We start from the raw sequence: 24,276 nt of genomic DNA, 5'->3' as shown, positions 1-24,276 counted from the left end.
CTGGTAGAAATCTTTCGAACCTACTTCAATTATTGCGAGGTCGGCGAAGACGGGAAGACTCCCGCCATGCGGCTCGGATTGGCGAAGGGACCAATTACGGCGGAGGACATCATCTATTACCAACCGCCTTTGCCACCGCGCCGGAGGGCACCGCCCAAACCTGCAGAGCCCAAGCCGCTGCCGCCAGGCGTCTGGCCGGCTGAACTGTTCGACGTCCGAAAAGAAGAACCCCTCCTCACCTTGCGGCGGGAGGGGTCTGAAACGAACCGAGCTGCTGGCTTAGCAACTCCTAGCGAGAACGGCTAGGCCGCAGCGGCCCCATCGGGCGGAGTGCCCAGCGTGTGCTCAGGCGCCGGCCACCATCTGCAGCGCGCGGGGCTGCGGCAGGCTCAGCACGTTGCCCGTGCCAGCGATCAGGCCGTGCTCGCGCAGATGGCGCAGCACACGCGAGAGCGTCTCGGGCGCAATGCCCAACTGCGCCGCAATCAGGCGCTTGCGCTGGTGCAGCGTGACGCGCAAGCCGCCGTCTTCGCTGTTTTGCGCATGGCGCAGCAGCCACTGGGCGCAGCGGGCTTCTGCGTCCTGGGCCAGGCGGCTCACGGCCAGTTCCGTCTGTTGGCAGTAACCGGTGGCCATGTCGCGCAGCAGCGCCTGTGCGCCCACGGGCAACTCATCAAAGGTGCGCTTGAAGTCCTCCAGCGGCAGCCGGCGCAACTGCACGCGGGTGTCCGCCACCATGTCCACGGCGCAGGGCTGCTCCAGCAGCGCGGTGGCGGCGTCGAGCCAGAACGGCCCTTCGACCACGCCAAGCTGGTGGCGCATCACGCCGTCCTCGCGCACGCCCAGCAGCACGCGGCCACTGTCAAGGTAGAGCACGGACGCAGGTTGTTGGTGGCGCTCACGCAGCACCTCGCCCGCGGTGGCCACCTCGATCTGTGCGGACTGGTCGGAGGACGGTAGGGGGAACATGACCGCCACTGTGCCGGCGCACCGCCCGTCCTGCTTTGAGCGAAATCAAAAGTGGACGTGCAAGCGCCGGCGTGCCGGGCCGCCTCACGCGCCGTTCCGGCGGGTACGGGCGCAACAACTTGCGTTCGCAGTGTTGCAAAAACACGAAAAAGGCTGGCGGCATGATGTTTGCTTGACCACAATCGCTGCCTGACACGAAACCGTCATAACAACCCCTGCGCCAGCCGCGCATCCCCGCCCTACAGAGGAGAACCCATGTACCGCCATTTGATCGCCCTTGCCGCCGCCACGCTGTGCGCGGCCACGGCGCACGCCCAAACCTCCGTCACGCTTTCGGGTCTGACCGACGTCTACGTCGGCTCCATGAAGATGGCCGGCGACGCCGACCGCCGCTCGGTGGTCAACAGCGGTGGCATGACCGCTTCACCGGCTCCGAAGACCTGGGCGGCGGCTTGAAGGCCAACTTCCAGCTCACCTCGTTCATCCAGGTGGATGCCGGCACGCAGGGCCGCTTTCCGGGCGACACGTTTTTCTCGCGCGACGCCAACGTGAGCCTGTCGGGCAGTTTTGGCTCCGTGCTGCTGGGCCGCTAGATGGCACCCAACTTCCTGCCGTCCGTGGTGGGCAACCCGCTGGGCGACTCGTTCACGTTCTCGCCGCTGATCCTGCACAAGAACGTGCCGCTGTTCAACGCCTCCGGCTGGCAGGCCACCACCCCGTCCGACACAGGCTGGAGCAACCAGATCGCCTACAGCACGCCCGACATCGGCGGCTTCAAGGCCAACCTGCAGTACCAATTCGGCGAACTGCCGGGCGATAACGGCAAGAAGAACGTCGGCGCTAATTTCTTCTACTTCGGCGGCCCGCTGACGCTGACTGGCTACTACGAGCGCGACCAGATCAGCAACCCCGGCCAGGGCACCTACCTGGGCACGACCAAGAAGGACTGGATGCTGGCCGCAGCCTACGATTTCAACGTCGTGAAGCCGTACCTGAGCTACGGCCAGACCAAGGCCGACAACAGCCCCGGCAAGGCCAAGACGATGCAGGTCGGCGCATCGGCCCCGCTGGGCGGCGGCAGCCTGTTGGCTTCCTGGGTCAAGACCGAGCTGACGGACTCGGACCTGGACCGCAAGACCTTCACGCTGGGCTATGACTACAACCTGTCCAAGCGCACGGACGTGTACGCGATGTACATGAACGACAAGATCACCAACCAGTCCACGGGCAACAGCTTCGGCGTGGGTATCCGCCACCGGTTCTGACGAAGCAGGCCCTGTCGGCCACTGCACGGCACGCGGCGCCATGCGCCGCGTGCTTTTTTTCGCCTGCAAATACCAATGAAAAGTAGCCCTGATGCTTACGGACAAAGCGCCAGCAGCTATCAATTCAATACTGCCCATCGCCCTTGCCAGGCGCATGCGCGTCACGGGCCTGTCACCCGGAAGGCCTACGCTCCCCTTTTAACAGTTACCAATTGCTACCGATGCCTGATGCTCCGCGGCTGTCTCTGCGCGCACTGCTGCCTTCGCTGTCACCCAGGGTGCGGCGGGGCGAAGGGCCGCTGGCGCGGCTGCTGCGCGCGGGTGGGCTGCACTGCGTATTCCAGCCCCTGGCCGATCTGCGCGAGGGGAACATCTATTCACACGAGGCGCTGATCCGCGGCCCGGAAAACTCGCCGCTGCATTCGCCCGACGCCTTGCTGGCCCAGGCACGCGCCGAAGACCTGCTGCACGACTTCGAACTGCTGTGCGTCGCGCAGGCACTCACCCAATGGGGCCAGCAGGCCACGCCGGGCCGGCTGTTCGTGAACATCAGCGCCGACGCGCTGGTCTGGGGCGTCGGGCTGTGCGGCGCGGAGCCTCTGGCCCACGTGGTGCGTCGGCTGGGCGTGGCGCCGCACATGGTGGTGCTGGAGATCACCGAGCACGAGCGCGTGCACGACCTGGTGCCGCTGCGCGACGCACTGCGCCAGGTGCACGCCAGTGGCATGCGCCTGGCGCTGGACGACTTCGGCGACGGCCATTCCAGCCTGCGCCTGTGGTCGGAGGTGCGCCCCGACTTCGTGAAGATCGACAAGTACTTCACGCGCGACATCGGCCAGCACCCCGAGAAGCTGCAGATGCTGCAGGCGATCCGCGGCATTGCCGAAGTGTTCGGCACCACGCTGGTGGCCGAAGGCATCGAGACCAGCGACGAGCTGCGCGCGCTGCGCGACCTCGATATTTCCTACGGCCAGGGCTACCTGCTGGGCCGGCCCGCGCATACCGCTCGCCTGGCGATCGAGCCGCCCGCGCTGGCCGTGCTGCGGGACCGCCGCGTGGCCGTGCTGCCGCACGGCGGCCAGCCCATGCGCCCGGGCATCCTGCGCAACCTGCTCATGGCGCAGGCGCCCACCGTCACGCCCTGCACCAGCAACGACGCGGTGGCCGAGCTGTTTCGCACGCATGGCGATCTGCACGCCATTGCGGTGCTGGAGGGCGAACGCCCCGTGGCGCTCATCAACCGCCAAGAGTTCATGAACCACTACGCCACGCTGTACTTTCGCGAGGTGCACGGCCGCAAGCCCTGCATGGCGTTCGCCAGTACGTCGCCGCGCGTGGTGGAGATGGACTGCGACGTGGAGCATCTGGTGGGCATCCTCACCTCGCAGGACCAGCGCTACCTCAACGACGGTTTCATCGTCACCGACAACGGGCGCTACGCGGGCCTGGGCACCGGCGAGCAACTGGTGCGCGGCGTGACCGAAGCGCGCATCGAGGCCGCGCGCCACGCCAACCCCCTCACCTTCCTGCCCGGCAACATCCCCATCAGCCTGCACATGCAGCGCCTGCTGGACAACCGCGCGGCCTTCGTCGCCTGCTACGCCGACCTGAACCACTTCAAGCCCTTCAACGACCACTACGGCTACTGGCGCGGCGACCAGATGATCCGCCTGGTGGCGCGGCTGGCGCTGACGCACTGCGACCCGCGGGCCGACTTCGTGGGCCATGTGGGTGGTGACGACTTCATGCTGCTGTTCCAGAGCAGCGACTGGCTGGCGCGCTGCCAGCGCATCGTGGACTCGTTCGCGCGCGAGGCCATCGCCCTGTTCGATGAATCCGCGCGCCAAGAAGGCGGCATCTGGGCCGAGGACCGGCATGGCGTGAACCGTTTCTTTCGCTGCACCACGCTGTCGATCGGCGCGGTGCGCGTGCCGCCGGGCAGCATGGAGCATGCCGAAGAGGTGGCCAACCTCGCGGCGCTGGCCAAGCGCGATGCCAAGCAGTCGCACGCGGGCATCGCCTGGCGCGACGCCGGCCCACAGGCGGGCTGGTCTGCCTGCAATCGCCCTTGACGACCATCGATGCGGCGCGCGCCGCGCCGCGGGCCCAGGCCGGCGCGCACTAGGGCCTGTTCACACTATTTTTGCCAGTGCGAATGGCGTGAAAACCGCGCCAATCTAGGCGCGTGACGACGCCAAGGCCGGGGCCTTGGCTAGGAGGGCAACGACGAATGGCGCGGTTTTCACTCCGTTCCCTCCGGGTTGCGATCAAAAAGGGCCATTCGCGGCGTTGCCAAGCCTCGCTGGGGTAGCACCCCAGCTTCGTTTGGCGCCTTGCGCCTGGCCCTTTTTGATCGCAACGCATCTGGCAAAAATAGTGTGAACAGGCCCTAGGTCCTTACACTCCAGCGCGACAGGGTCGCCGCATCCCCATCCGCGGCCAACCTGGATATTCCAACCTACAGGAGAGACCGTCCGTGCCCATGTTCGTTGACACCTCGCCGCCCGGCCAATGCATCTTCTGCCGGCTGGTGGCCGGCGAGATCCCCAGTGCCAAGGTCTATGAGGACGCGCTCACGATCGCCTTCATGGACATCGGCCAGGTCACGCCGGGTCATGTCCTCGTCGCGACCAAACGGCATGCGGCCACCTTGCTCGACACGACCCCCGAAGAGGCCGCGGCGCTGATGCAGACCGCGCGCCGCGTCGCGCTGGCGGTCCGCACCGCGTTCGACCCGCCGGGGCTCACGCTGCTGCAGGCCAATGGCGCGCTGGGCGGGCAGACCGTGGCGCATGTGCACCTGCACGTGGTGCCGCGCCATGAGGACGACGGCATCACCTTCACCTGGCCGCGCCAGGAGCCGCCAGCCGCCGTGCTGGCCGGTTATGCCGAGCGCCTGCGCGCGGCGCTGTAGTCCGCGGTCAGATCGGCGAGACCACGCCGCGCCCCGCAAAGTGGCCCTCGGCGTTGGCCAGGAAGCGGTCCACGCTGGCCTGCACGGCCTCGGGCGACCAGCCGGCCACGTGCGGGGTGAGCAGCACGTTGTCCAGGCCCACCAGCTCCTGCGGCGGCGCGGGCTCGCTCTCGTACACATCCAGCCCCGCGCCGGCAATGCGGCGCTCGCGCAGCGCGGTCGCCAGGGCCTGCGTGTCCACCACGCTGCCGCGCGCGATGTTCACCAGGTAGCCCTGGGGGCCCAACGCCTGCAGCACCTCGGCATTGACGCGGTGGCGCGTGGACGCCCCGCCCGGCGTGGCACACACCAGCACGTCGCACCAGGCGGCCAGCTCCTGCAGGCTGGGGAAGTAGCGGTGCGGCACCTCCGCGCGCGGGCTGCGGTTGTGGTAGCCGATCTCCATGTCAAAGCCTGCCGCGCGGCGCGCGATCTTGTGGCCGATGGTGCCCAGCCCGAAGATGCCCAGCCGCTTGCGCGAGACATTGGGCGGCAGGCCGATCGCGTCGCGCCACACGCCCGCGCGGCACTGCTGGTCCAGGGTGCGCATGCCGCGCACGATGGCAATCAGCAGCCCGAACGCATGGTCGGCCACGCAGTCGTCGTTGGTGCCCGCGCCGTTGGCCAGCGCAATGCCGCGCGCGCGGGCGGCGTCCAGCGCCACGTTCTCGTAGCCCGCGCCGAGGGCACACACCAGCTCCAGCGCGGGCATGGCGGCGATCTCCTGCGCCGTGAGACCGACGGCGCCGATGGTCAGCACCGCCCTGAAGCGCGCGCCCTGCTGTGCGATGGCCTGGGCGCGCGCGTCGGGCGTGGGGGCATAGCAGACGTCAAAACGCTGGCCGATCTGGTCCAGGTGCTGCGGCGTCATGCCGTTGAGGATAAGCAAGGGAATGCGGGTGGTGGAGGTCACGGCGTTGCTCGAAGCTGAATGCGCGCAGTGGACTATGTTTTTCATAGCTGCTCGCGCTTGTCCATAGGGCGGTACAGGCCATTTTCATCCAAATGCGTTGGACCTGCCCTGCGCCCCGCTCCAAGCCCCGGCGGGGGTGCGGGGCCTTGGGTCCGCCGCGCCATCGACTCTGCTACCCTCGCGCGCATCATGTCCGTCCCGTCCGCCGCCATCGGCCCGCAGCAGGCGCCTCAGGTACCCGTGCCTGTGCCTCCCGGCCTGGCCATCCTGGTGCTGGCCCTGCTGCTGAGCATCCAGCCCGTCACCACCGATCTGTACCTGCCCGCCCTGCCCGCGCTCACGCGCAGCCTGAACGCACCCGTGGCCGCAGGCCAACTCACGCTGTCCGCGCTGCTGCTGGCCTTTGGCTGCTCGCAACTGGCATGGGGGCCGCTGTCCGACCGATTCGGCCGCCGGCCGGTGCTGCTCACCGGGCTGGCGCTGTACACGCTGGCGGCGGTGGGCGCGGCGCTGGCGCCGTCCATGGCGGTGCTCATCACCTGGCGCACGGCCCAGGGCGTCGCCATGGGCGCCGTGGTGATGTGCGCGCGCGCCATCGTGCGCGACCTGTACACGCCGCTGGCGGGCGCACGCGCCATGTCCAAGGCGCTGACCGGCTTGGGGCTCGTGGCCTGCCTGTGCGCGCCGCTGGGCGGGCTGCTGACCGAATGGTTCAACTGGCGCGCGGCACTGCTGGCGCTCACCGGCTACGCCATGGGCACGTTGGCGCTGGTGGCGCTGCGCATGCCCGAGACGCTGCACCAGCGCAACCCGCACGCCCTGCGCCCCGCCATGCTGGCAGGCACCGCGGCGCAGGTATTGCGCACGCCCGCGTTCTGGGCGTTCTCGCTGCTCACCACGGCCAGCTATGGCGGGCTGTTCACCTTCCTGGCTGCTTCGTCCTTTGTCTATCTCGACGTGCTGGGCATTTCGCGCACGCAGTACGGGCTGGCGCTGCTGTCCACGGCCGTGGCGTACCTGCTGGGCACGCTGCTGTGCCGGCGGCTGTTGGCGCGCCAGGGCCTCAAGCGCACGGTCGCCATCGCCGGCGCACTGTCGGCCAGCGGCGGCCTGCTGATGCTGCTGGCCGCCGCGCTGGGCTGGCACAGCGTGGCCGCGCTGCTGCCGCCGTTCTACCTCTACATGGTGGGCCATGGCATCCACCAGCCCTGCGGGCAGTCGGGCGCGGTGGGACCGTTCCCGCAGGCGGCGGGCATGGCCTCGGCGCTCAATGGTTTCATGATGATGCTGGCGGGCTTCGCCATCGGCCAGTGGCTGGGCGGGGCGCTGGACGGCAGCGTGTGGCCGCTGGTGCAAGGCGTGGCCCTGTGGTCGCTGCTGCTGGCGGCCATTGCCTGGACGCTGGTGCAGCGCCATGCCCCGCAGGAGGTTGCCCATGCCCGCTGACCTCATTCCCGCGCTCGCACTGGCTGGGCCCACAGCCTCGGGCAAGACGGCAGCGGCGTTTGCCATTGCCGACGCGCTCGCGCCCCGCCTGCCGGTGGAGATCATCAGCGTGGACTCGGCACTGGTGTACCGCGGCATGGACATCGGCACCGCCAAGCCCACGCCCGCCGAGCAGGCCCGCGTGCCGCACCACCTGATCGACATCCGCGACCCGCTGCAGGCCTACAGCGCGGCCGAGTTCGTGCAGGACGCCACGCGCCTGATCGGCGAGATCCGCGCGCGCGGCGCGCTACCGCTGCTGGTGGGCGGCACCATGCTGTACTTCAAGGCGCTGTTTGACGGCATCGACGACATGCCGCCCGCCGACGCCGCGGTGCGCGCGCGCCTGGAGGCCCAGGCGGCCGCCATCGGCTGGAGCGGCATGCATGCCGAACTGGCGCGCGTGGACCCGCCAACCGCCGCGCGCCTGGCACCCGGCGACAGCCAGCGCATCCAGCGCGCGCTGGAGGTGTGGCATGTCTCGGGCCGGCCGCTGTCGAGCTTTCACACTACAAAAACAGGAGCTTCCAGCGCAGGCCCCATCAGCGCTGGAGCCCTTTTTTCTTTGGAACCGCAAGACCGCGCCTGGCTGCACGACCGCATCGCCCGGCGCTTTCACGCCATGCTGGCCGCCGGCTTTCTGGACGAAGTCCTGCGCCTGCGTGCGCGCGGCGACCTGCACGCCGAGCTGCCCAGCATGCGCTGCGTGGGCTACCGCCAGGCGTGGGAGTCACTGGACGGCCTCTACCCGATGAGCAGCCTGCCGGAGCGCGGCATCGCCGCCACGCGCCAGTTGGCCAAGCGCCAGATCACCTGGCTGCGCAGCATGCCCCAGCGCCATTCGATCGCCTGCGACGCGCCCGACGCCACTGCGCAACTGGTGCAGGCCGTGCGCGCGCGCGTGTGGGGTGGCAGCGCATGAGCCCCCAACCCACGTCCCTGCTGCAGGTGCGCGGCCTTGCCAAGCGCTACGGCGGGCAGGCGGTGTTCGAAGGCGTGGATCTGCAGGTGCAGCGCGGAGAGTTCGTCGCCATCGTTGGCGACTCGGGCGTGGGCAAGTCCACGCTGCTCAACTGCCTGGCGGGACTGGACCACTGGGATGCCGGTCAGGTGCTGCACGAGGGCGTGGATCTGGGGCAGTTGGACGACACGCAGCGCGCTCTGTGGCGTCGCGCCCACGTGGGGTTCGTGTTCCAGGCCTTCCATGTGTTGCCGCATCTGGACGTGGCGCAGAACGTGGGCCTGCCGCTGATGTTGCTCAACCGCCCAGATGCGCAGCGCGTGCAGCACATGCTGGCCGCCGTGGGCCTGGAAGGCCTGGGCGAGCGGCTGCCGCAGGAACTCAGCGGGGGACAGCTGCAGCGCGTGGCCATTGCCCGCGCGCTGGTGCACCGCCCCGCTCTGCTGCTGGCCGATGAGCCGACGGGCAACCTGGACCCCACCACGGCGGCGCTGGTCATGGATCTGCTCATCGCCCAGACCCGCGAGCACGGCGCCGCATTGGTGCTGGTGACCCATTCGCAGGCCGCCGCGGCGCGGGCGAACCGGGCGCTGCGCCTCACGGCACAGGGCATCCGCCCGGCAGGAACTGCTTAGTCGATCATCAGGCGCTGCGTCTTGTTGCCCTGCTTCTTGGGCAAGGTGAGCGTGAGCACGCCGTTGTCGTATTTGGCCTTGGCCTGGGTCGCATCCACATCCACAGGCAATTGGAAGCTGCGAGCCACGGCACCAAAGTAGCGCTCGCTGCGCAGCACCTTCTCGCCTTCTTTCTTCTCGTCGTGCTGGCGCACCTCGGCGCGCAGGCTGACCACGTTGCCATCGATGGAGACATTGATGTCTTCCTTGGGCACGCCGGGCACCTCGGCATGCACGGTGTAGGCGGCGTCATCCTCCTTCACATCGATCTTGATCTGCGACGGCGTGGGCAGCCCATCGCCGTGCAACGGGCGGACATAGAAGCCCGGCGCAAAGTCCTTGAAGAAATCGTCAAACAAGCTGCCACGGGTGACCAGTGAATTCATGATGAAATTCCTTCTTTCGAGAACAAGGTGAAGCGGCCCGCACGGGCCATCCGTCCGGCGGGTCGGCCCCGCCGTCTTCAGGCTATATAGGCGCTGTCGCGCCACGGTTCAAGAACCCCCGCACGTTTGAATTTGATGCAGCGCAACTCCACGCGCCGCGGCCCGCACAATCGCGGCATGCTGACCGCCCTGCTGCGCACCTTCTCCTGGCGTGCGCTGCGCCACCACCCCTGGCGCAGCGCAGCTGCCGTGGCCGCCGTCATGCTGGGCGTGGCGCTGGGGTTCGCAGTGCATGTGATCAATGCGTCGGCGCTGGACGAATTCGCCCAGGCCGTGCGCGCGGTCAACGGCCAGCCCGACCTGGAACTGCGCGCCACGCGCGGCGCGCTGCCCGAATCGCTCTATGGCGAGGTTGCCCGCCAGCCGCAGGTGCGCCTGGCCAGCCCGTGGCTGGAAGTGCCGGTACGGGCGTCCGCGACCCGCGGCCAGACACCCGTGGCGCTGCGCGTGCTGGGCGCCGATGCGCTGCTGCTGCCCGCCATGGCGCCGGCCCTGGCGCCGCGTGCCTACGACGGCGCCGACCGCCTGGCCATGCTGGCGCCCGCCAGCGTGTTCCTCAACCCTGCGGCGCAACAGGCGCTGGGCCTCGGCGCCATCGACGCGCACACCCCGGCCATCACACTGCAGGCAGGCCTGGCGGCGCACCCCGTGCGCGTGGCGGGCACGGTGGCCGCGGGCGGCGCGCCCCTGGCGGTGATGGACATCGGCGCCGCGCAGGATCTGTTCGGCCGCGCGGGGCAACTCACCCGCATCGACCTGCGACTGCAGCCCGGCAGCACGCCCGCCAGCGTGCAGCAGGCGCTGGCCGCCCTGCCCGGCTGGCCGGCGGGCGTGCAGTTCGCCGCGCCGCAGGACGATGTACAGCGGGTGGACAGCCTCTCGCGCGCGTACCGCGTCAACCTCACGGTGCTGGCGCTGGTGGCGCTGTTCACCGGAGGCTTCCTGGTGTATTCGGTGCTGGCGCTCAGCGTGGCGCAGCGCGCGCCGCAGTTCGCGCTGCTGGCCGTGCTGGGCACCACGCCGCGCGAGCGCCTGGCGCTGGTGCTGCTGGAATCCTGCGCGCTGGGCCTCATCGGCAGCGTGGCCGGCATCGCCCTGGGCACGGCGCTGGCGGCGCTGGCGCTCACCCTGCTGGGTGGCGACCTGGGCGGCGGCTACTTCACCGGTGCACAGCCTGCGCTGCAGTGGAGTACACCGGCGACGCTCCTCTACGGCCTGCTGGGCGTAGCGGCCGCGCTGATCGGCGGCTGGTGGCCCGCGCGCCATGCGCAGCAGTTGCCGCCGGCGCAGACCCTCAGGGGCCTGGGTGCGCAGGCCGGGCGCGGCGCGCGCGCCTGGATCGGTCTTGTTTTGATAGCTGCTAGCGCTTTACTGGCAATGCTTCCACCCATTTTTGGCATACCGCTGGCGGCCTACGTGGCGGTGGGCCTGCTGCTGATCGGCGGCATTGCCCTGCTGCCCTGGCTGGTGCAGGCGCTGCTGGCGCGGCTACAGCCGCTGGCGGCGGGCCATGCCCTGGCCCTGCTGGCGCTGGAGCGCGCCCGCCGCATGCGCGCCAGCGCCGCCGTGGCCGTGGGCGGCGTGGTGGCGGCGCTGAGCCTGGCCGTGGCGCTGACGGTGATGGTGGGCAGCTTTCGCGGCTCGGTCAGCCAGTGGCTGGACAGCGTGCTGCCCGCGCCGCTGTACCTGCGCGCGGCCGGCGGCGCCAGCGGCGACGAGGCCGCGGTATTCCCTCCGGATTTCGTCCATGCCGTGGCGCGCCTGCCCGCCGTGGCGCGCGTGCAGGCGCTGCGCACCAGCAGTCTGCAACTGGCACCCGACCGCGCCCCCGTCGCGCTGCTGGCCCGGCCGCTGGAGGGCGATCCGGCCCGCGCTCTGCCACTGGTGGACCCTGCGCGCCCCGTGCCGCCTGGGCGCGTCGGCGTGTATGTGAGCGAGGCGGTGGTGGACCTGTACGGCGCCCACCCAGGCGCGGACTGGCCGCGGCTTTCAGAGGTTTTCAGGCCTCCAGCGCAGTCTGGAAAAGCGCCAGCAGCTACATTTTTCGTAGCTGGTGTGTGGCGCGACTATGTGCGCCAGCACGGCGCCATCGCGCTGGACCTGCAGGACTTCGCGCGCCTGACGGGTGACGCGCGCGCCAGCGACCTGGCGCTGTGGCCCGCGCCGGGCCGCGAGGCCGGCGCGCTGCGCAGCGAGGTGCTGGAGCAGGCCCGCGAGAGTCTGGGCGCCTCGGCGGCGGATGCACTGGAATTCACCTCGGCCGATGCGATCCGCGCACGGTCGCTTGCGATCTTCGACCGCAGCTTCGCCGTCACCTACTGGCTGCAGGCGGTGGCCATCGGCATCGGGCTGTTCGGCGTGGCGGCCAGCTTCAGCGCGCAGGTGCTGGCGCGGCGCAAGGAGTTCGGGCTGCTGGCCCACCTGGGGCTCACGCGGCGGCAGATCCTGGCGGTGGTCGCCGGCGAGGGCGCGGCCTGGACGGCCGTGGGCGCGGTGGCCGGCACGCTGCTGGGCCTGGCCGTGGCGGCGGTGCTGGTGCATGTGGTGAACCCGCAGAGCTTTCACTGGACCATGGACCTGGCCGTTCCCTGGCCGCGCCTGGGCGCGTTGGCCCTGGCCGTGGTGGCGGTAGGCACGCTGACCGCCTGGCTGGCAGGCCGCCTGGCCGCGGGGCGCGACGCGGTGATGGCCGTCAAGGAAGACTGGTAGTCGCCGACAATGCGGGCCATGCTGTCCCCCTCCTCTCTTTCCGCCCCGGCGGCCGGCAGCGGCTGGCTGCACGAGGCCATCGCCCGCATCGAGGCCGACTACCAGCGCAGCGCCGACACCCACCTGATCCCGCTGCCGCTGCCCGCGTTCGCCAGCGCCGGCATCGACCTGTATTTGAAGGACGAATCCACCCACCCCACGGGCAGCCTCAAGCACCGGTTGGCGCGCTCGCTGTTCCTGTATGCGCTATGCAATGGCTGGGTGCGCGAGGGCTCCACCATCGTGGAGGCATCGAGCGGCTCCACCGCCGTGAGCGAGGCGTATTTCGCGCGGCTGCTGGGCCTGCCCTTCGTGGCGGTGATGCCGCGCAGCACCTCGGCCGAGAAGATCGCGCTGATCGAGTTCTACGGCGGACGCTGCCACTTCGTAGAGCGTGCGGGCGACGTATACGACGCTGCGCGCGCCATCGCCGCCGACACCGGCGGCCACTACATGGACCAGTTCACCTACGCCGAGCGCGCCACCGACTGGCGCGGCAACAACAACATCGCCGAGAGCATGTTCACCCAGATGCAGCGCGAGCGCCACCCGGTGCCGCGCTGGATCGTGGTGGGCGCAGGCACGGGCGGCACCAGCGCAACCATCGGCCGCTACGTGCGCTACCAGCGCCACGCCACGCAGGTCTGCGTGGCCGACCCGGCGGGCTCGGTGTTCGGCGCCTACCACCGCACGGGCGACGCCACGCTCACCGCGCCGGGCTCGCGCATCGAAGGCATTGGCCGCCCGCGCGTGGAGCCGAGCTTCCTCCGCACGCTGGTGGACCGCATGGAGGAAGTGGCCGACGACGACTCCGTCGCCGCCATGCGCGTGCTGTCCACCCTGCTGGGGCGGCGCGTCGGCCCGTCCACGGGCACCAACTTCGTCGCCATGCTGCGGCTGGCGCAGGAGATGCGCACGCAGGGGCAGCAGGGGTCAATCCTCTCGCTGCTGTGCGACGCGGGCGAGCGCTACCTGCCCACCTACCACGACGACGCCTGGGTGCAGCGCTGCCTGGGCGACTGCGCGGCCTCGCACGGGCGGCTGCAGGCGCTGCTGGCCTGATGATCGGGCGCCGCGCGCTGCTGGCATTCGCGGCCCAGGGCGCGCTGGGCAGTGCTGCCTGCGGCTGGGCTGCTCCCGCCTGGGCCCTGGCGCCGCGCACGCTGGCCTTCCCGCGCGACCACGGCAGCCACCCCGATCTGCGCACCGAGTGGTGGTACATCACCGGCCATGCGCAGGCCGACGAGCGGCTGTGGGGCTTTCAGATCACCTTTTTTCGCACGCGCGTGGAGGCCACGCAGGGCATGCAGTCGGCCTTCGCCGCGCGCCAGCTCATGTTTGCGCACGCGGCGCTGACCGACGTGCAAGGCCGTCGCCAATTGCACGACCAGCGCATAGCCCGCGCGGGCTTCGGCATTGCCCAGGCGCTGGAGGGCGACACGCAGGTGCGCCTGCGCGACTGGTCGCTCACGCGCCATGCCAGCAGCGCGCCGGGCGGCAGCTGCTACGAGGTGCGCGCGCAGGCAGAAGGATTTGCGCTGGAACTGGACTGCGCCAGCACCCAGCCCGTGCTGCTGCAGGGCCAGGCCGGCCTGTCGCGCAAGGGGCCCGACGCGGCGCAGGCCAGCTACTACTACAGCCAGCCCCAGCTGGCGGTGACGGGCGCCATCACCCTCGCGGGCCGGCGCATGCCGGTGCAACCGCTGGCCGCGCCCGCCAACCGCGCCTGGATGGACCATGAGTGGAGCGAGGCGCTGATGCACCCCGAGGCCGTGGGCTGGGACTGGATCGGCATGAACCTGCACGACGGCGCCGCACTCACCGCGTTCCGCCTGCGGCGCGCCGACGGCAGCACGCTCTGGACCGGGGGTTCCTGGCGGCCCGCAGGAGCGGACGCCGCGCAGGTGTTCGCGTCCGAGGCCGTGGTGTTCTCCCCGCTGCGCCACTGGCACAGCCCGGCCAGCGGCGCGCGCTACCCGGTGCAGTGGCGCGTGGACACGCCCGCGGGCGGCTTCATCGTGCGTGCGCTGCTGGATGCGCAGGAGCTGGACAGCCGCGGCTCCACCGGCGCGATCTACTGGGAAGGGCTGTGCACGCTGCATGCAGCGCGGGCGCGGGGCGATGCGGGCGAACCGGCCGGCCCCGAGGTGGGGCGCGGCTATCTGGAGATGACGGGCTATGCGCAGCGCCTGCGGCTGGGCTGACGGCGCGGCCCGTCGCTATGCATGTGATAGCTGCCAGCGCTTTGCTTTTGGGCATTTCCACCCGGTTTGTATCTAAAACCTAGACACAACAAGCGCCGTCAGCTATCAAAAACAAAGCGGCCATGCAGGGCGGTTGCCGCGCATGGCCGAGGGTGCCGCCGGCCTGGGGCTTGGCCCAGCCGGCATGCGGTGACGAGGGCGTCAGTGGCTGCCGCCGCCCCCTGTGCGGCGGCGCTCCAGCCAGGCGATGATCTCGCCCATGATGCCGCGGCGGAAGGCCAGCACGCAGACCACGAAGATCAGGCCCGTGACGATGGTCACCGACTCGCCCAAGGTGTTGAACCAGTCGATGGTCGTGAGTTGCGCGAGCAGCGTGCCCAGCTCGCCGATCTTGTTCTCCAGCAGCACCACCACGGCCGAGCCCACCAGCGGGCCGCTCAGCGTGCCCAGGCCCCCCACCAGCGTCATCAGCACCACGTGGCCCGAGGCGCTCCAGTGCACGTCCGTCAGCGTGGCGAAGCCCAGCACCAGCGTCTTGAGCGCCCCGGCCAGCCCCGCGATGGCGGCCGAGATCACGAAGGCCAGCAGCTTGAAGCGGTTGGTGTCGTAGCCCAGCGAGATGGCACGCGGCTCGTTTTCCTTGATGCCCTTGAGCACCTGCCCGAACGGCGAGTGGATGGTGCGCACGATCAGCAGGAAGGCCACCACCACCACGATCAGGCACACGTAGTACATGGTCAGGTCGCTGGACAGGTCGAGCACGCCGAACAGCTTGCCGCGCGGCACGCCCTGCAGGCCGTCCTCACCGCCGGTGAAGGGCGCCTGCAGCGCGGCGAAGAACAGCATCTGCGCCAGCGCCATCGTGATCATGGTGGCGTAGATGCCCTGGCGGCGAATGGCGAAGAAGCCCATCACCAGGCCCAGCAGCGCGCCGCTCAGCAGGCCCAGCAGCAGCCCGATCTCGGGCGTGGCGCCCCAGACCTTGATGGAGTGCCCCGTCACGTAGGCCGCACCGCCCAGGAAGGCGGCGTGGCCGAACGACAGCAGGCCCGTGTAGCCCAGCAGCAGGTTGAAGGCCGAGGCAAACAGTGCGAAGCACAGCAGCTTCATCACGAAGACCGGGTAGGCACCCAGGAAGGGTGCGGCGATCAGGCCCAGCAGGAGCAGGCCATAGCCAATGGGGGCGAGTTGTTTCGAGTTCATGCGTGCAGCCCCTGGAATCACTTCTCTTTGCCGAACAGGCCGGCGGGGCGAATGAGGAGAACGATGGCCATGATGACGAACACCACGGTGGACGAGGCTTCGGGGTAGAACACCTTGGTGAAGCCTTCGATCACGCCCAGGCCCAGCCCGGTGAGGATGGAGCCCATGATGGAGCCCATGCCGCCAATCACCACCACCGCGAACACCACGATGATGAGGTTCTGGCCCATGAGCGGCGTGACCTGATAGACCGGCGCCGCCAGCACGCCGGCAAAGGCCGCCAGCGCCGCGCCGAATGCGTAGGTGAGCGTGATCATCACCGGCACGTTGACGCCGAAGGCTTCTACCAGGCGCGGGTTTTCGGTGCCCGCGCGCAGGTAGGCGCCCAGCTTGGTCTTCTCGATCACGTACCAGGTGGCCACGCAGACCACGATGGAGGCCACCACCACCCAGGCGCGGTAGTTGGGCATGATCATGAAGCCGAGGTTGCTGGCGCCCTCCAGCAGCTCGGGGGTGTCATACCCGAGACCGGAAACGCCATACATGGAGCGGAACACGCCCTCGATGATCATCGCCAGGCCCAGCGTGAGCAGCAGGCCGTAGAGGTGGTCGAGCTTGTAGATCCAGCGCAGCATCGTTTTCTCGATGATCACGCCAACCACCCCCACGATCAGCGGAGCGGCAACCAGCATCACCCAGTAGTTGATGCCAAAGTAGTTCATGGCCATCCAGGTGATCAGCGCCCCCAGCATGAACAGTGCGCCGTGCGCGAAGTTGATCACGTTGAGCAGGCCGAAGATGACGGCCAGCCCCAAACTGAGGATCGCGTAGAACGAGCCATTGACCAGCCCCAGGAGGAGCTGACTCAGCATGGCCGGCAATGAAACACCAAAAATTTCCATGGGAACTGAACGCTGATGTAGGGGAGTCGGATCAGGAGAGCAGCGCGATCACTTCCACAGCGCGCACTTGCTCTCGGCCTTGGTGGTCCAGACCTGGTCGGCGGGCAGCTTGGCCACGACCTTGTAGTAGTCCCAGGGCTCCTTGGACTCGGCGGGCGACTTCACCTGCATCAGGTACATGTCGTGCGCAAAGCGGCCATCGGGACGGATCACGCCCTTGGCGTAGAAGTCGTCGATCGGCGTGGACTTGAGCTTTTCCATGACCTTGTCGGCGTCGGTGGTGCCCGCGGCCTGCACGGCCTTCAGGTAGTTCATCGTGGCCGAGTAGTCGGCGGCGTGGATGTCGGTGGGCATGCGCTTGGTCTTGGCGAAGAACTTCTTGCCGAAGGCGCGCGTCTGGTCGTTCAGGTTCCAGTCCCAGCTGGTGGTCAGCAGCAGGCCCTCGGTGTTGCGCAGGCCCAGGCTGTGGATGTCGGTCAGGAACACCAGCAGGCCGGCCAGCTTCATGGTCTTGGTGATGCCGAATTCCTTGGCGGCCTTGATGGAATTGATGGTGTCGCCGCCCGCGTTGGCCAGGCCCAGGATCTGCGCCTTGGAGCTTTGCGCCTGCAGCAGGAACGAAGAGAAGTCGGATGCGTTCAGCGGGTGCCTGACGCTGCCCAGCACGCGGCCGCCGTTGTCCTTCACGACCGCGGCCGTGTCGTTCTCCAGCGCCTGGCCGAAGGCGTAGTCGGCCGTCAGGAAGAACCAGTCCTTGCCGCCTTGCTTGACCACGGCGCCGCCGGTGCCCTTGGCCAGTGCCACGGTGTCGTAGGCGTAGTGCACGGTGTAGGGGCTGCACTGGGCGTTGGTCAGCGCCGAGGAGCCCGCGCCGTTGTTGAAATAGACGCGCTTCTTATCCTTCGCCACCTCGGCCATGGCCAGCGCGGTGCCGGAGTTGGTGCCGCCAAACAGCATGGTCAGGTTCTGCGTGTCGATCCATTCGCGCGCCTTGCTGGCGGCGATGTCGGCCTTGTTCTGGTGGTCGGCGGAAATCAGCTCGATGGGCTTGCCGAGCACCTTGCCGCCAAAGTCGTCGATGGCCATCTGGATCGCTACCACGCCGTTCTTGCCTTCCAGGTCGGCGTAGAGGCTGGACATGTCGGTGATGAAACCGATCTTGACCTTGTCCTGTGCATGGGCCTGCATGGCGGATACCGCCAGGCCGGCGGCCCCCATCACTGCGACCAGTGTCTTGAGTGTCTTTTGCATTGTTGTCTCCTTGGTGGGTGCGAAACGAATGGGAAAGGGGTCGGTCAGACGCCCAGCAGCTGGTTGAGCACGGGCATCTTGGCCTGCAGCTCGTCGGCGCCGAACTGCAGGGCGATCTGGCCGTGCTCCATGACGTAGAAGCGGTCGGCCAGCGGCGCGGCGAAGCGGAAGTTCTGCTCCACCATCACCACCGTGTAGCCCTTCTCGCGCAGCATGGTGATCATGCGGGCCAGCGCCTGCACGATCACGGGCGCCAGGCCCTCGGAGATTTCGTCGAGCAGCAGCAGCTTGGCGCCGGTGCGCAGGATGCGCGCCACGGCCAGCATCTGCTGCTCGCCGCCCGACAGGCGCGTGCCCTGGCTGTTCCTGCGCTCGGCCAGGTTGGGGAACATGGCATAGATCTCGTCGACCGGCATGCCTTGCGTGCCGGTCTTGAGCACGGGAGGCAGCAGCAGGTTCTCCTCGCACGACAGGCTGGAGAAGATGCCGCGCTCCTCGGGGCAGTAGCCCACGCCCAGGTGCGCGATGCGGTGCGTGGGCATGTTGATGGTTTCCACGCCGTGGATCTTGACCGAGCCCTTGCGTGCGCCGGTCAGGCCCATGATGGCGCGCAGCGTGGACGTGCGCCCCGCGCCGTTACGCCCGAGCAGGGTGACCACCTCGCCGGGCTGCACGACCATGTCCACGCCGTGCAGCACGTGCGACTCGCCGTACCAGGCTTCGAGGTTCTTGATTTCCAGTGCGGGGGTGCCGGCCATTTCAGTGCGCTCCCTGCAGTTGGCCGTCGGTCGTGCCCATGTACGCTTCCATGACTTGTGGATTCTTCGAGACTTCTTCGTAGGGCCCTTCGGCCAGGACGGCGCCGCGCTGCAGCACCGTGATGCGGTCGGCGATGGTCGCGATGACCTTCATGTTGTGCTCCACCATGAGGATGGTGCGGCCGGCCGACACCTTTTTGATGAGCTGCGTGACGCGGTCCACGTCCTCGTGGCCCATGCCCTGCGTGGGCTCGTCGAGCAGCATGAGCTCGGGCTCCATGGCCAGCGTGGTGGCGATCTCCAGCGCGCGCTTGCGGCCATAGGGCAGGTTGACGGTGACCTCGTCGGCCAGCTCCTGCAGGCCCACCTCGGTCAGCAGTTCGATGGCGCGGTCGTTGAGCTGGCCGAGGCTGCGCTCGCTGCGCCAGAAGTGGTAGCTGGTGCCCAGCTTGCGCTGCAGGCCCAGGCGCACGTTCTCCATCAGCGTGAGGTGCGGGAACACCGCCGAGATCTGGAACGAGCGAATCACGCCGCGCCGCGCGATCTGCGCAGGCTGCTCACGGGTGATGTCGTTGCCGTTGAAATGAATGGTGCCCGAGGTGGGCTCCAGGAACTTGGTCAGCAGGTTGAAGCAGGTGGTCTTGCCTGCGCCGTTGGGGCCGATCAGTGCGTGGATGGAACCACGGCGCACGCTCAGGCTCACGTCGCTGACCGCGGTGAAGCCCTTGAATTCCTTGGTGAGGCGAGAAGTTTTCAGTATGACGTCGCTCATTGCCACCAGACCCTTACCGCACAAGGTGTGCGACACAGTCCGACTCCGTGTTTATGTTGCATCGCATCCTAAGGGGACACACCTTGCGACATAACTGGGACAAATGCCTATGTAGCAACACCTACGTAACAACACGTCATCACCCCGTCATACGCGGGGTTGTGCGGGACATTCATGCGCCCTCAAACGCCAGGACGATAGCCGACTCATCCGCCGCCATTACGACGCGCGAGCGCACGCGCAGACGCGATTGCGGCGCCGCAAATCCGACCATCTGCACGCCCGCATCCAGTTGCGCAGACACCTCGTCGCCCAGCTCGCCACGTGACACGCGCGTGGCCCGCGCAGGCCAGTGATTGGCACCGGGCGCCGCTGGCGCGACGGCTGCCGGCAGCACGCGCACCGCAGTGGCCTTGCACAGGGCCTGTACGGGCACGCCGGGGCGCAGGCCCAGCAGCTCGGCGCTCTCGCGGGTGATGCGCGAATACACCGCCAGGCCGTCGGCCGACGCAGCCAGTTCACCCGCACCGCGCAAGTGCACGCGCACGATCTGCCCGCTGGCATGCATCCCCTGAACGATGCAAGGCCATTGGTTGCGCATGCTGGTGCGCAAGGCCAGGCGCGCGGCAACCGCCTGCGCCACCTCGCTGCCATCGAGCCGCTGCAGCACCACGGTGCGCGCCTGCTGCATGGCATCGGCCGCTGCCAGCAGCTGATCGCCGGCGGCGGTAAGCCGCGCGCCGCCACCGCCCACGCCGCCCACCACGCGCTCCACCAGCGCCACGCCAGCCAGATTGGTGAGCGTGTCCAGCGCCTGCCACGCCGCCTTGTAGCTCACGCCCACAGCCCGCGCGGCCTGCGAGATGGAGCCGCCCTGCCCGATCTGGCGCAGGATGTCGATGCGCTTGTCGGCCATGTCGTGGCGCAGGGCATCCAGAAATGAGGGGTGTTGGTGCATGGCCCGCATCATGCCGCCCGCCACAGGGCGCTGGCTATACTGCCCGCTATTCATCAATGGAATAGCGAGGTGGTGCTGATGGCGGCTTCATCTGTGGGCAAAACCCTTGCAGGCTTGGCGCTTATGGCAGCCTTTGCAGCGCACAGTGCCGAGGTATCGGTGGCCGTGGCGGCCAACTTTGCCGCGCCCATGCAGCAGATTGCGGTGCAGTTTCAGCGCGACACGGGCCACAAGGCCGTGCTGTCGTTTGGCGCCACGGGCAAGTTTTATGCGCAGATCGCCAACGGTGCGCCGTTTGGCGTGCTGCTGGCAGGCGACGACGCCACGCCCGAAAAGACCGCCCGCGAAGGCCTGGGCAATGGCGCCACGCGCTTCACCTACGCCATCGGCCGGCTGGTGCTGTGGAGCAAACAGGCCGGCTACGTGGATGCCGAGGGCAAGGTACTGCAGCAAAGCGACTGGCGGCACATCGCCGTCGCCAACCCCAAGCTGGCCCCTTACGGCCTGGCGGCCGTGCAGACGCTGGACAAGCTGGGCCTTGCGGCGCAGGTGCAGCCACGCGTGGTCACGGGCGAGAACATCGGCCAGACCTACCAGTTCGCCGCATCGGGCAACGCGCCGCTAGGCTTCGTGGCGCTCTCGCAGGTGATGGAGAACGGCCAGTTGCGCCAAGGCTCGGCCTGGGTCGTGCCCGCCACCATGCACGCACCGATCCGCCAGGACGCCATCGTGCTCCAGCGGGGCGAGGGCAACCCCGCGGCCGACGCGCTCATGCAGTACCTGCGCGGCGAGAAAGCGCGCGCCGTCATCCGTGCCTACGGCTATGATTTTTGAAGCGCCTTGCGCATGATGGCGGGGCGTTTCCTAGCCAATCCGACTGACAAACGAGATAAATCAAGCGCCAACAGCTCTTGTTTTCATAGCATTGAACACACCCCTGATCGGCCCTGACGACTGGGCCGCCATCTGGCTCACGCTGCAGCTGGCCAGCGTCACCACCGTGCTGCTGCTGGTGCTGTGCACGCCGCTGGCCTGGTGGCTGGCCCACACGCGCTCGCGCTGGCGCGGCCCCGTGGGGGCCGTGGTGGCGCTGCCGCTGGTACTGCCGCCCACGGTGATCGGCTTCTATCTGCTGGTGAGCATGGGGCCAGGCGGCGCCATCGGGCAGCTGACCGAGGCGCTGGGCCTGGGACGGCTGCCGTTCACCTTCCCGGGGCTGGTCGTCGGCTCCCTCGTGTATTCGCTGCCGTTCGCCGTGCAGCCGCTGCAGCGCGCCTTCGAAGCGCTGGGCCGCCGGCCGCTGGAGGTGGCGGCCACGCTGGGCGCCAGCCCGCTGGACCGGTTCTTCAGTGTCGCCCTGCCTTTGGCGCGCCCCGGGTTCGTGACGGCCGCCATCCTGAGCTTCGCGCACACCGTGGGCGAGTTCGGCGTGGTGCTCATGCTCGGCGGCAACATTCCCGGCGTGACGCGCGTGGTGTCGGTGCAGATCTACGACCACGTGGAGGCCATGGAGTACGCCCAGGCCCACTGGCTGGCTGGCGGCATGGTGGCGTTCTCGTTCGTCGTGCTCATGCTGCTGCACTGGCTGCAGCCCAGGGGGGGGCGATGACGGGCGCAATGAACGGCATTCACGCCAGGCTGTCTTTGGCGCGGCCGGACTTCACGCTGGACGTGCAGCTGGCGCTGCCGGGCCATGGCGTGACGGCGCTGTTCGGCCCCTCGGGCTGCGGCAAGACCACCTGCCTGCGCGCGCTGGCGGGGCTGGAGCGCGCGCGCGGCAGCGTACAGGTCAACGGCGAAGTCTGGCAGGACGACGCCACCGGCCAGTGGCGCCCCACGCACCAGCGCGCGCTGGGCTATGTGTTCCAGGAGGCCAGCCTGTTCGCGCACCTGGACGTGCGCCGCAACATGGAATACGGCCTGCGCCGCCAGCCGCCCGCACGCCGCCGCGTGTCGCTGGAGCAGGCGGTGGAACTGCTGGGCCTGGGCGCCCTGCTGCCCCGCATGCCCCACACCCTCTCGGGCGGCGAGCGCCAGCGCGTGGCGATTGCGCGGGCTCTCGCCACCAGCCCGCGCGTGCTGCTGATGGACGAACCCCTGGCTGCACTGGACGCCGCGCGCAAGGCCGAGGTCATGCCCTACCTGGAGCGCCTGCAGCGCAGCCTGGACATTCCCGTGCTCTACGTGAGCCACTCGAGCGACGAGGTGGCCCGGCTGGCCTCCCACCTGGTGCTGCTGCAGGCCGGCCGCGTGACCGCCCAGGGCCCCACGGCCGAGCTGATGGCGCGCCTGGATCTGCCCCTGGCGCACGGCGACGCGGCCGCCGCACTGGTGCAAGGCCGTGTGCTGGCGCACGACGCGCGCGACCAGCTACTCACAGTGGCCATAGCCGGCGGTCAAATCCAGCTGGCCAGCGGCCGCCCCCGCGCCGTGGGCGAGACCGTGCGCCTGCGCATGCTGGCGCGCGACGTGAGCCTGGCACGCACGCGCGCACCGGACAGCAGCATCCTGAACCTGCTGCCCGCGCGCATCACGCAACTGGCCGACGACGGCCCCGGTCAGGTGCTGGTGGCGCTGGACGTGGCGGGCACCACGCTGCTGGCGCGCATCACGCTGCGCTCCTGCCGCACGCTGGCGCTAGTCGTGGGCGATGAGGTGTTTGCGCAGGTCAAGGGTGTAGCTCTGGTGGATTGAGGCGGTTGCGCCGTCAATGCGGCAACCTGCTTCGTGCGACCCGGGGGTTAACAGGCCGTTGAAAAAGTGCTTTTCGAACGCATCAGGGACGCTGAGTGCGAAGACACGAGCTGCCCAGACGCGTCTGCGCAGCGATTGCAACGGCCCATCTGGCCGGTTTGCAGGCCCTCCCGCCCATTTCGGGCGCACGTATCCCTGGGCTCACGCATGATGCGCGTCCCACCAGCCGCCGATGCTGCCCATTCGCACAAGGTTGTAGGTGGCAAAGCACAGCAGCGCCTGGCCCGTGAGCTTGGCCTGACCGATCAGCTTGGTCTTTGCCAGACCACCGACGGTCTTGATCCAGCCAAAGGCCTCTTCGATGCGCTTGCGCACCTTCAGGCTGGTCTTGTAGCCCTCGTGCCGTGTCACTCGCGCATCCACCGCCGAGTGTTTGTCCTTGGCCGCCACGTGGGGCGTGACTTTGAGCTTTCTGCAGCCTTTGATGAAGGCCTTGCTGTCGTAGCCCTTGTCGGCACCGACCGTGGCCCGTTTGTTCCTGTTGCCCCGACGCTCCAACATGGCCAGCGCCGCCTCGCGCTCGGCCGTGCCGCTGGCGTGGGTGATCTCGACATCCACGATCAGCCCGTTGCGGTTCTCCATGAGGATGTGCCCCATGTGGCACAGGCGGGATTTGTCGCCCTGGCTCTTCTTGAACAGCCGGGCATCGGCGTCCGTGGTGCTCTCGTGGGTGTCGTTGCAGCGCTCCTGCCCCTTGAAGTCCACCTCGGGGTTGCGCCCAGGCGGCGTGCCGCTGTCGTCGTCTTTGCGCTTGAAGCTCTTGTGCGAGGCCCAGGCGTCAATGAGCGTGCCGTCCACGCTGAAGTGCTCGTCGCTGGCGAGCTTGCCCCACTGGGCACTGAGCTTGACGCGCTCGAAGAAGGCGCGGGCGAGGTCTTCGTTGAACAGACGTTCGCGGTTGGCGCTGAAAGTGGAGTGGTCCCAGACCTTGTCTTCGATGTTCAGGCCCACGAACCAGCGGTACAGCAGGTTGTAGTTGATCGCTTCGACCAACTGGCGCTCGCTGCGGATGGAGAACAGGATCTGCAGCAGCAAGGCCTTGAGCAGCATCTCCGGTGGC

The 24,276-nt window shown here is 68.7% G+C and carries 22 protein-coding genes and 1 pseudogene; 13 read left to right on the top strand and 10 right to left on the bottom strand.

Annotated elements, in window-relative coordinates; all coding sequences use genetic code 11:
* The coding region (locus BV908_RS22650; protein WP_210434001.1) for a hypothetical protein at positions 1–306 on the top strand (306 nt) is incomplete at its 5' end.
* Positions 307–345: 39 nt separating this feature from the next.
* On the opposite strand, the gene BV908_RS19740 is transcribed toward BV908_RS22650, so the two are convergent.
* On the bottom strand, positions 346–969 hold the full coding sequence (locus BV908_RS19740) for a Crp/Fnr family transcriptional regulator (protein ID WP_047351073.1): 624 nt from the start codon (positions 967–969) through the stop codon (positions 346–348).
* A 255-nt stretch (positions 970–1,224) separates the two neighbouring features.
* On the opposite strand from BV908_RS19740, the pseudogene BV908_RS19735 reads away from it, so the two are divergent.
* From BV908_RS19735 to BV908_RS19725, 3 genes and pseudogenes are all read left to right on the top strand, one after another.
* Positions 1,225–2,234, top strand: a pseudogene (locus tag BV908_RS19735) (porin).
* A gap of 221 nt (positions 2,235–2,455) precedes the next feature.
* Complete coding sequence (locus BV908_RS19730; RefSeq protein WP_103739000.1) at positions 2,456–4,306, top strand: phosphodiesterase; 1,851 nt, start codon at positions 2,456–2,458, stop codon at positions 4,304–4,306.
* Between the two features lie 404 nt (positions 4,307–4,710).
* Positions 4,711–5,148, top strand: coding sequence for an HIT family protein (locus tag BV908_RS19725; protein WP_015913835.1), 438 nt, complete (start codon positions 4,711–4,713; stop codon positions 5,146–5,148).
* A 7-nt stretch (positions 5,149–5,155) separates the two neighbouring features.
* Here the strand turns inward: BV908_RS19725 and BV908_RS19720 are convergent, their stop codons facing one another.
* Complete coding sequence (locus tag BV908_RS19720; protein WP_047351062.1) at positions 5,156–6,145, bottom strand: 2-hydroxyacid dehydrogenase; 990 nt, start codon at positions 6,143–6,145, stop codon at positions 5,156–5,158.
* A gap of 144 nt (positions 6,146–6,289) precedes the next feature.
* On the opposite strand from BV908_RS19720, the gene BV908_RS19715 reads away from it, so the two are divergent.
* From BV908_RS19715 to BV908_RS19705, 3 genes are read left to right on the top strand one after another with little or no spacing between them, the layout of a single operon-like run.
* A complete protein-coding gene (locus BV908_RS19715) occupies positions 6,290–7,546 on the top strand; it encodes a multidrug effflux MFS transporter (RefSeq protein ID WP_103738999.1) in 1,257 nt (418 codons plus the stop codon).
* A complete protein-coding gene (gene miaA, locus BV908_RS19710) occupies positions 7,536–8,507 on the top strand; it encodes a tRNA (adenosine(37)-N6)-dimethylallyltransferase MiaA (protein ID WP_103738998.1) in 972 nt (323 codons plus the stop codon). The genes BV908_RS19715 and miaA overlap by 11 nt, the downstream gene beginning before the upstream one ends.
* Complete coding sequence (locus BV908_RS19705) at positions 8,504–9,181, top strand: ABC transporter ATP-binding protein (protein ID WP_011806236.1); 678 nt, start codon at positions 8,504–8,506, stop codon at positions 9,179–9,181. Before miaA ends, BV908_RS19705 begins: the two co-directional genes overlap by 4 nt.
* On the opposite strand, the gene BV908_RS19700 is transcribed toward BV908_RS19705, so the two are convergent.
* Positions 9,178–9,606: an Hsp20/alpha crystallin family protein gene (locus BV908_RS19700; RefSeq protein WP_103738997.1), complete on the bottom strand. Its 429-nt coding sequence runs from the start codon at positions 9,604–9,606 to the stop codon at positions 9,178–9,180. The genes BV908_RS19705 and BV908_RS19700 overlap by 4 nt on opposite strands.
* A gap of 135 nt (positions 9,607–9,741) precedes the next feature.
* On the opposite strand from BV908_RS19700, the gene BV908_RS19695 reads away from it, so the two are divergent.
* From BV908_RS19695 to BV908_RS19685, 3 genes are read left to right on the top strand one after another with little or no spacing between them, the layout of a single operon-like run.
* On the top strand, positions 9,742–12,375 hold the full coding sequence (locus tag BV908_RS19695; protein ID WP_103738996.1) for an ABC transporter permease: 2,634 nt from the start codon (positions 9,742–9,744) through the stop codon (positions 12,373–12,375).
* Positions 12,376–12,384: 9 nt separating this feature from the next.
* Positions 12,385–13,476: a PLP-dependent cysteine synthase family protein gene (locus tag BV908_RS19690; RefSeq protein WP_103738995.1), complete on the top strand. Its 1,092-nt coding sequence runs from the start codon at positions 12,385–12,387 to the stop codon at positions 13,474–13,476.
* Positions 13,476–14,618, top strand: coding sequence for a carotenoid 1,2-hydratase (locus BV908_RS19685; RefSeq protein WP_103738994.1), 1,143 nt, complete (start codon positions 13,476–13,478; stop codon positions 14,616–14,618). The genes BV908_RS19690 and BV908_RS19685 overlap by 1 nt, the downstream gene beginning before the upstream one ends.
* A gap of 201 nt (positions 14,619–14,819) precedes the next feature.
* Here BV908_RS19685 and BV908_RS19680 read toward each other — a convergent pair whose 3' ends face one another.
* The 6 genes from BV908_RS19680 to BV908_RS19655 form a co-directional block, all read right to left on the bottom strand.
* On the bottom strand, positions 14,820–15,821 hold the full coding sequence (locus BV908_RS19680) for a branched-chain amino acid ABC transporter permease (RefSeq protein WP_103738993.1): 1,002 nt from the start codon (positions 15,819–15,821) through the stop codon (positions 14,820–14,822).
* Between the two features lie 17 nt (positions 15,822–15,838).
* Positions 15,839–16,723, bottom strand: coding sequence for a branched-chain amino acid ABC transporter permease (locus tag BV908_RS19675; RefSeq protein WP_047351055.1), 885 nt, complete (start codon positions 16,721–16,723; stop codon positions 15,839–15,841).
* Positions 16,724–16,771: 48 nt separating this feature from the next.
* Complete coding sequence (locus BV908_RS19670; protein WP_103738992.1) at positions 16,772–17,974, bottom strand: ABC transporter substrate-binding protein; 1,203 nt, start codon at positions 17,972–17,974, stop codon at positions 16,772–16,774.
* Positions 17,975–18,018: 44 nt separating this feature from the next.
* Positions 18,019–18,732, bottom strand: coding sequence for an ABC transporter ATP-binding protein (locus BV908_RS19665; RefSeq protein ID WP_103738991.1), 714 nt, complete (start codon positions 18,730–18,732; stop codon positions 18,019–18,021).
* A gap of 1 nt (position 18,733) precedes the next feature.
* A complete protein-coding gene (locus tag BV908_RS19660) occupies positions 18,734–19,504 on the bottom strand; it encodes an ABC transporter ATP-binding protein (RefSeq protein WP_103738990.1) in 771 nt (256 codons plus the stop codon).
* Between the two features lie 172 nt (positions 19,505–19,676).
* Positions 19,677–20,462: a TOBE domain-containing protein gene (locus BV908_RS19655; protein WP_246867557.1), complete on the bottom strand. Its 786-nt coding sequence runs from the start codon at positions 20,460–20,462 to the stop codon at positions 19,677–19,679.
* Positions 20,463–20,540: 78 nt separating this feature from the next.
* Between BV908_RS19655 and modA the strand changes: the two genes are divergently transcribed.
* The 3 genes from modA (at position 20,541) to modC (ending at position 23,156) form a co-directional block, all read left to right on the top strand.
* Positions 20,541–21,296, top strand: a complete 756-nt coding sequence (gene modA / locus BV908_RS19650) for a molybdate ABC transporter substrate-binding protein (protein WP_103739002.1) — start codon at positions 20,541–20,543, stop codon at positions 21,294–21,296.
* Between the two features lie 91 nt (positions 21,297–21,387).
* On the top strand, positions 21,388–22,071 hold the full coding sequence (modB, locus tag BV908_RS19645) for a molybdate ABC transporter permease subunit (protein WP_210434044.1): 684 nt from the start codon (positions 21,388–21,390) through the stop codon (positions 22,069–22,071).
* Entirely contained in the window at positions 22,068–23,156 is a 1,089-nt protein-coding gene (modC, locus tag BV908_RS19640; protein ID WP_210434043.1) for a molybdenum ABC transporter ATP-binding protein, read from the top strand. The genes modB and modC overlap by 4 nt, the downstream gene beginning before the upstream one ends.
* Positions 23,157–23,357: 201 nt before the next feature.
* Here modC and BV908_RS19630 read toward each other — a convergent pair.
* Positions 23,358–24,276, bottom strand: a 919-nt coding sequence (locus tag BV908_RS19630) for an IS5-like element ISDisp1 family transposase (RefSeq protein ID WP_103737516.1), incomplete at its 5' end; no start/stop codon positions are given.

Source organism: Diaphorobacter sp. LR2014-1, from assembly GCF_002916785.1.
GTDB lineage: Bacteria > Pseudomonadota > Gammaproteobacteria > Burkholderiales > Burkholderiaceae_C > Diaphorobacter > Diaphorobacter nitroreducens.
Note: the sequence above shows the minus strand (reverse complement) of the source record. Positions and strands in the feature narration are given on the sequence as shown.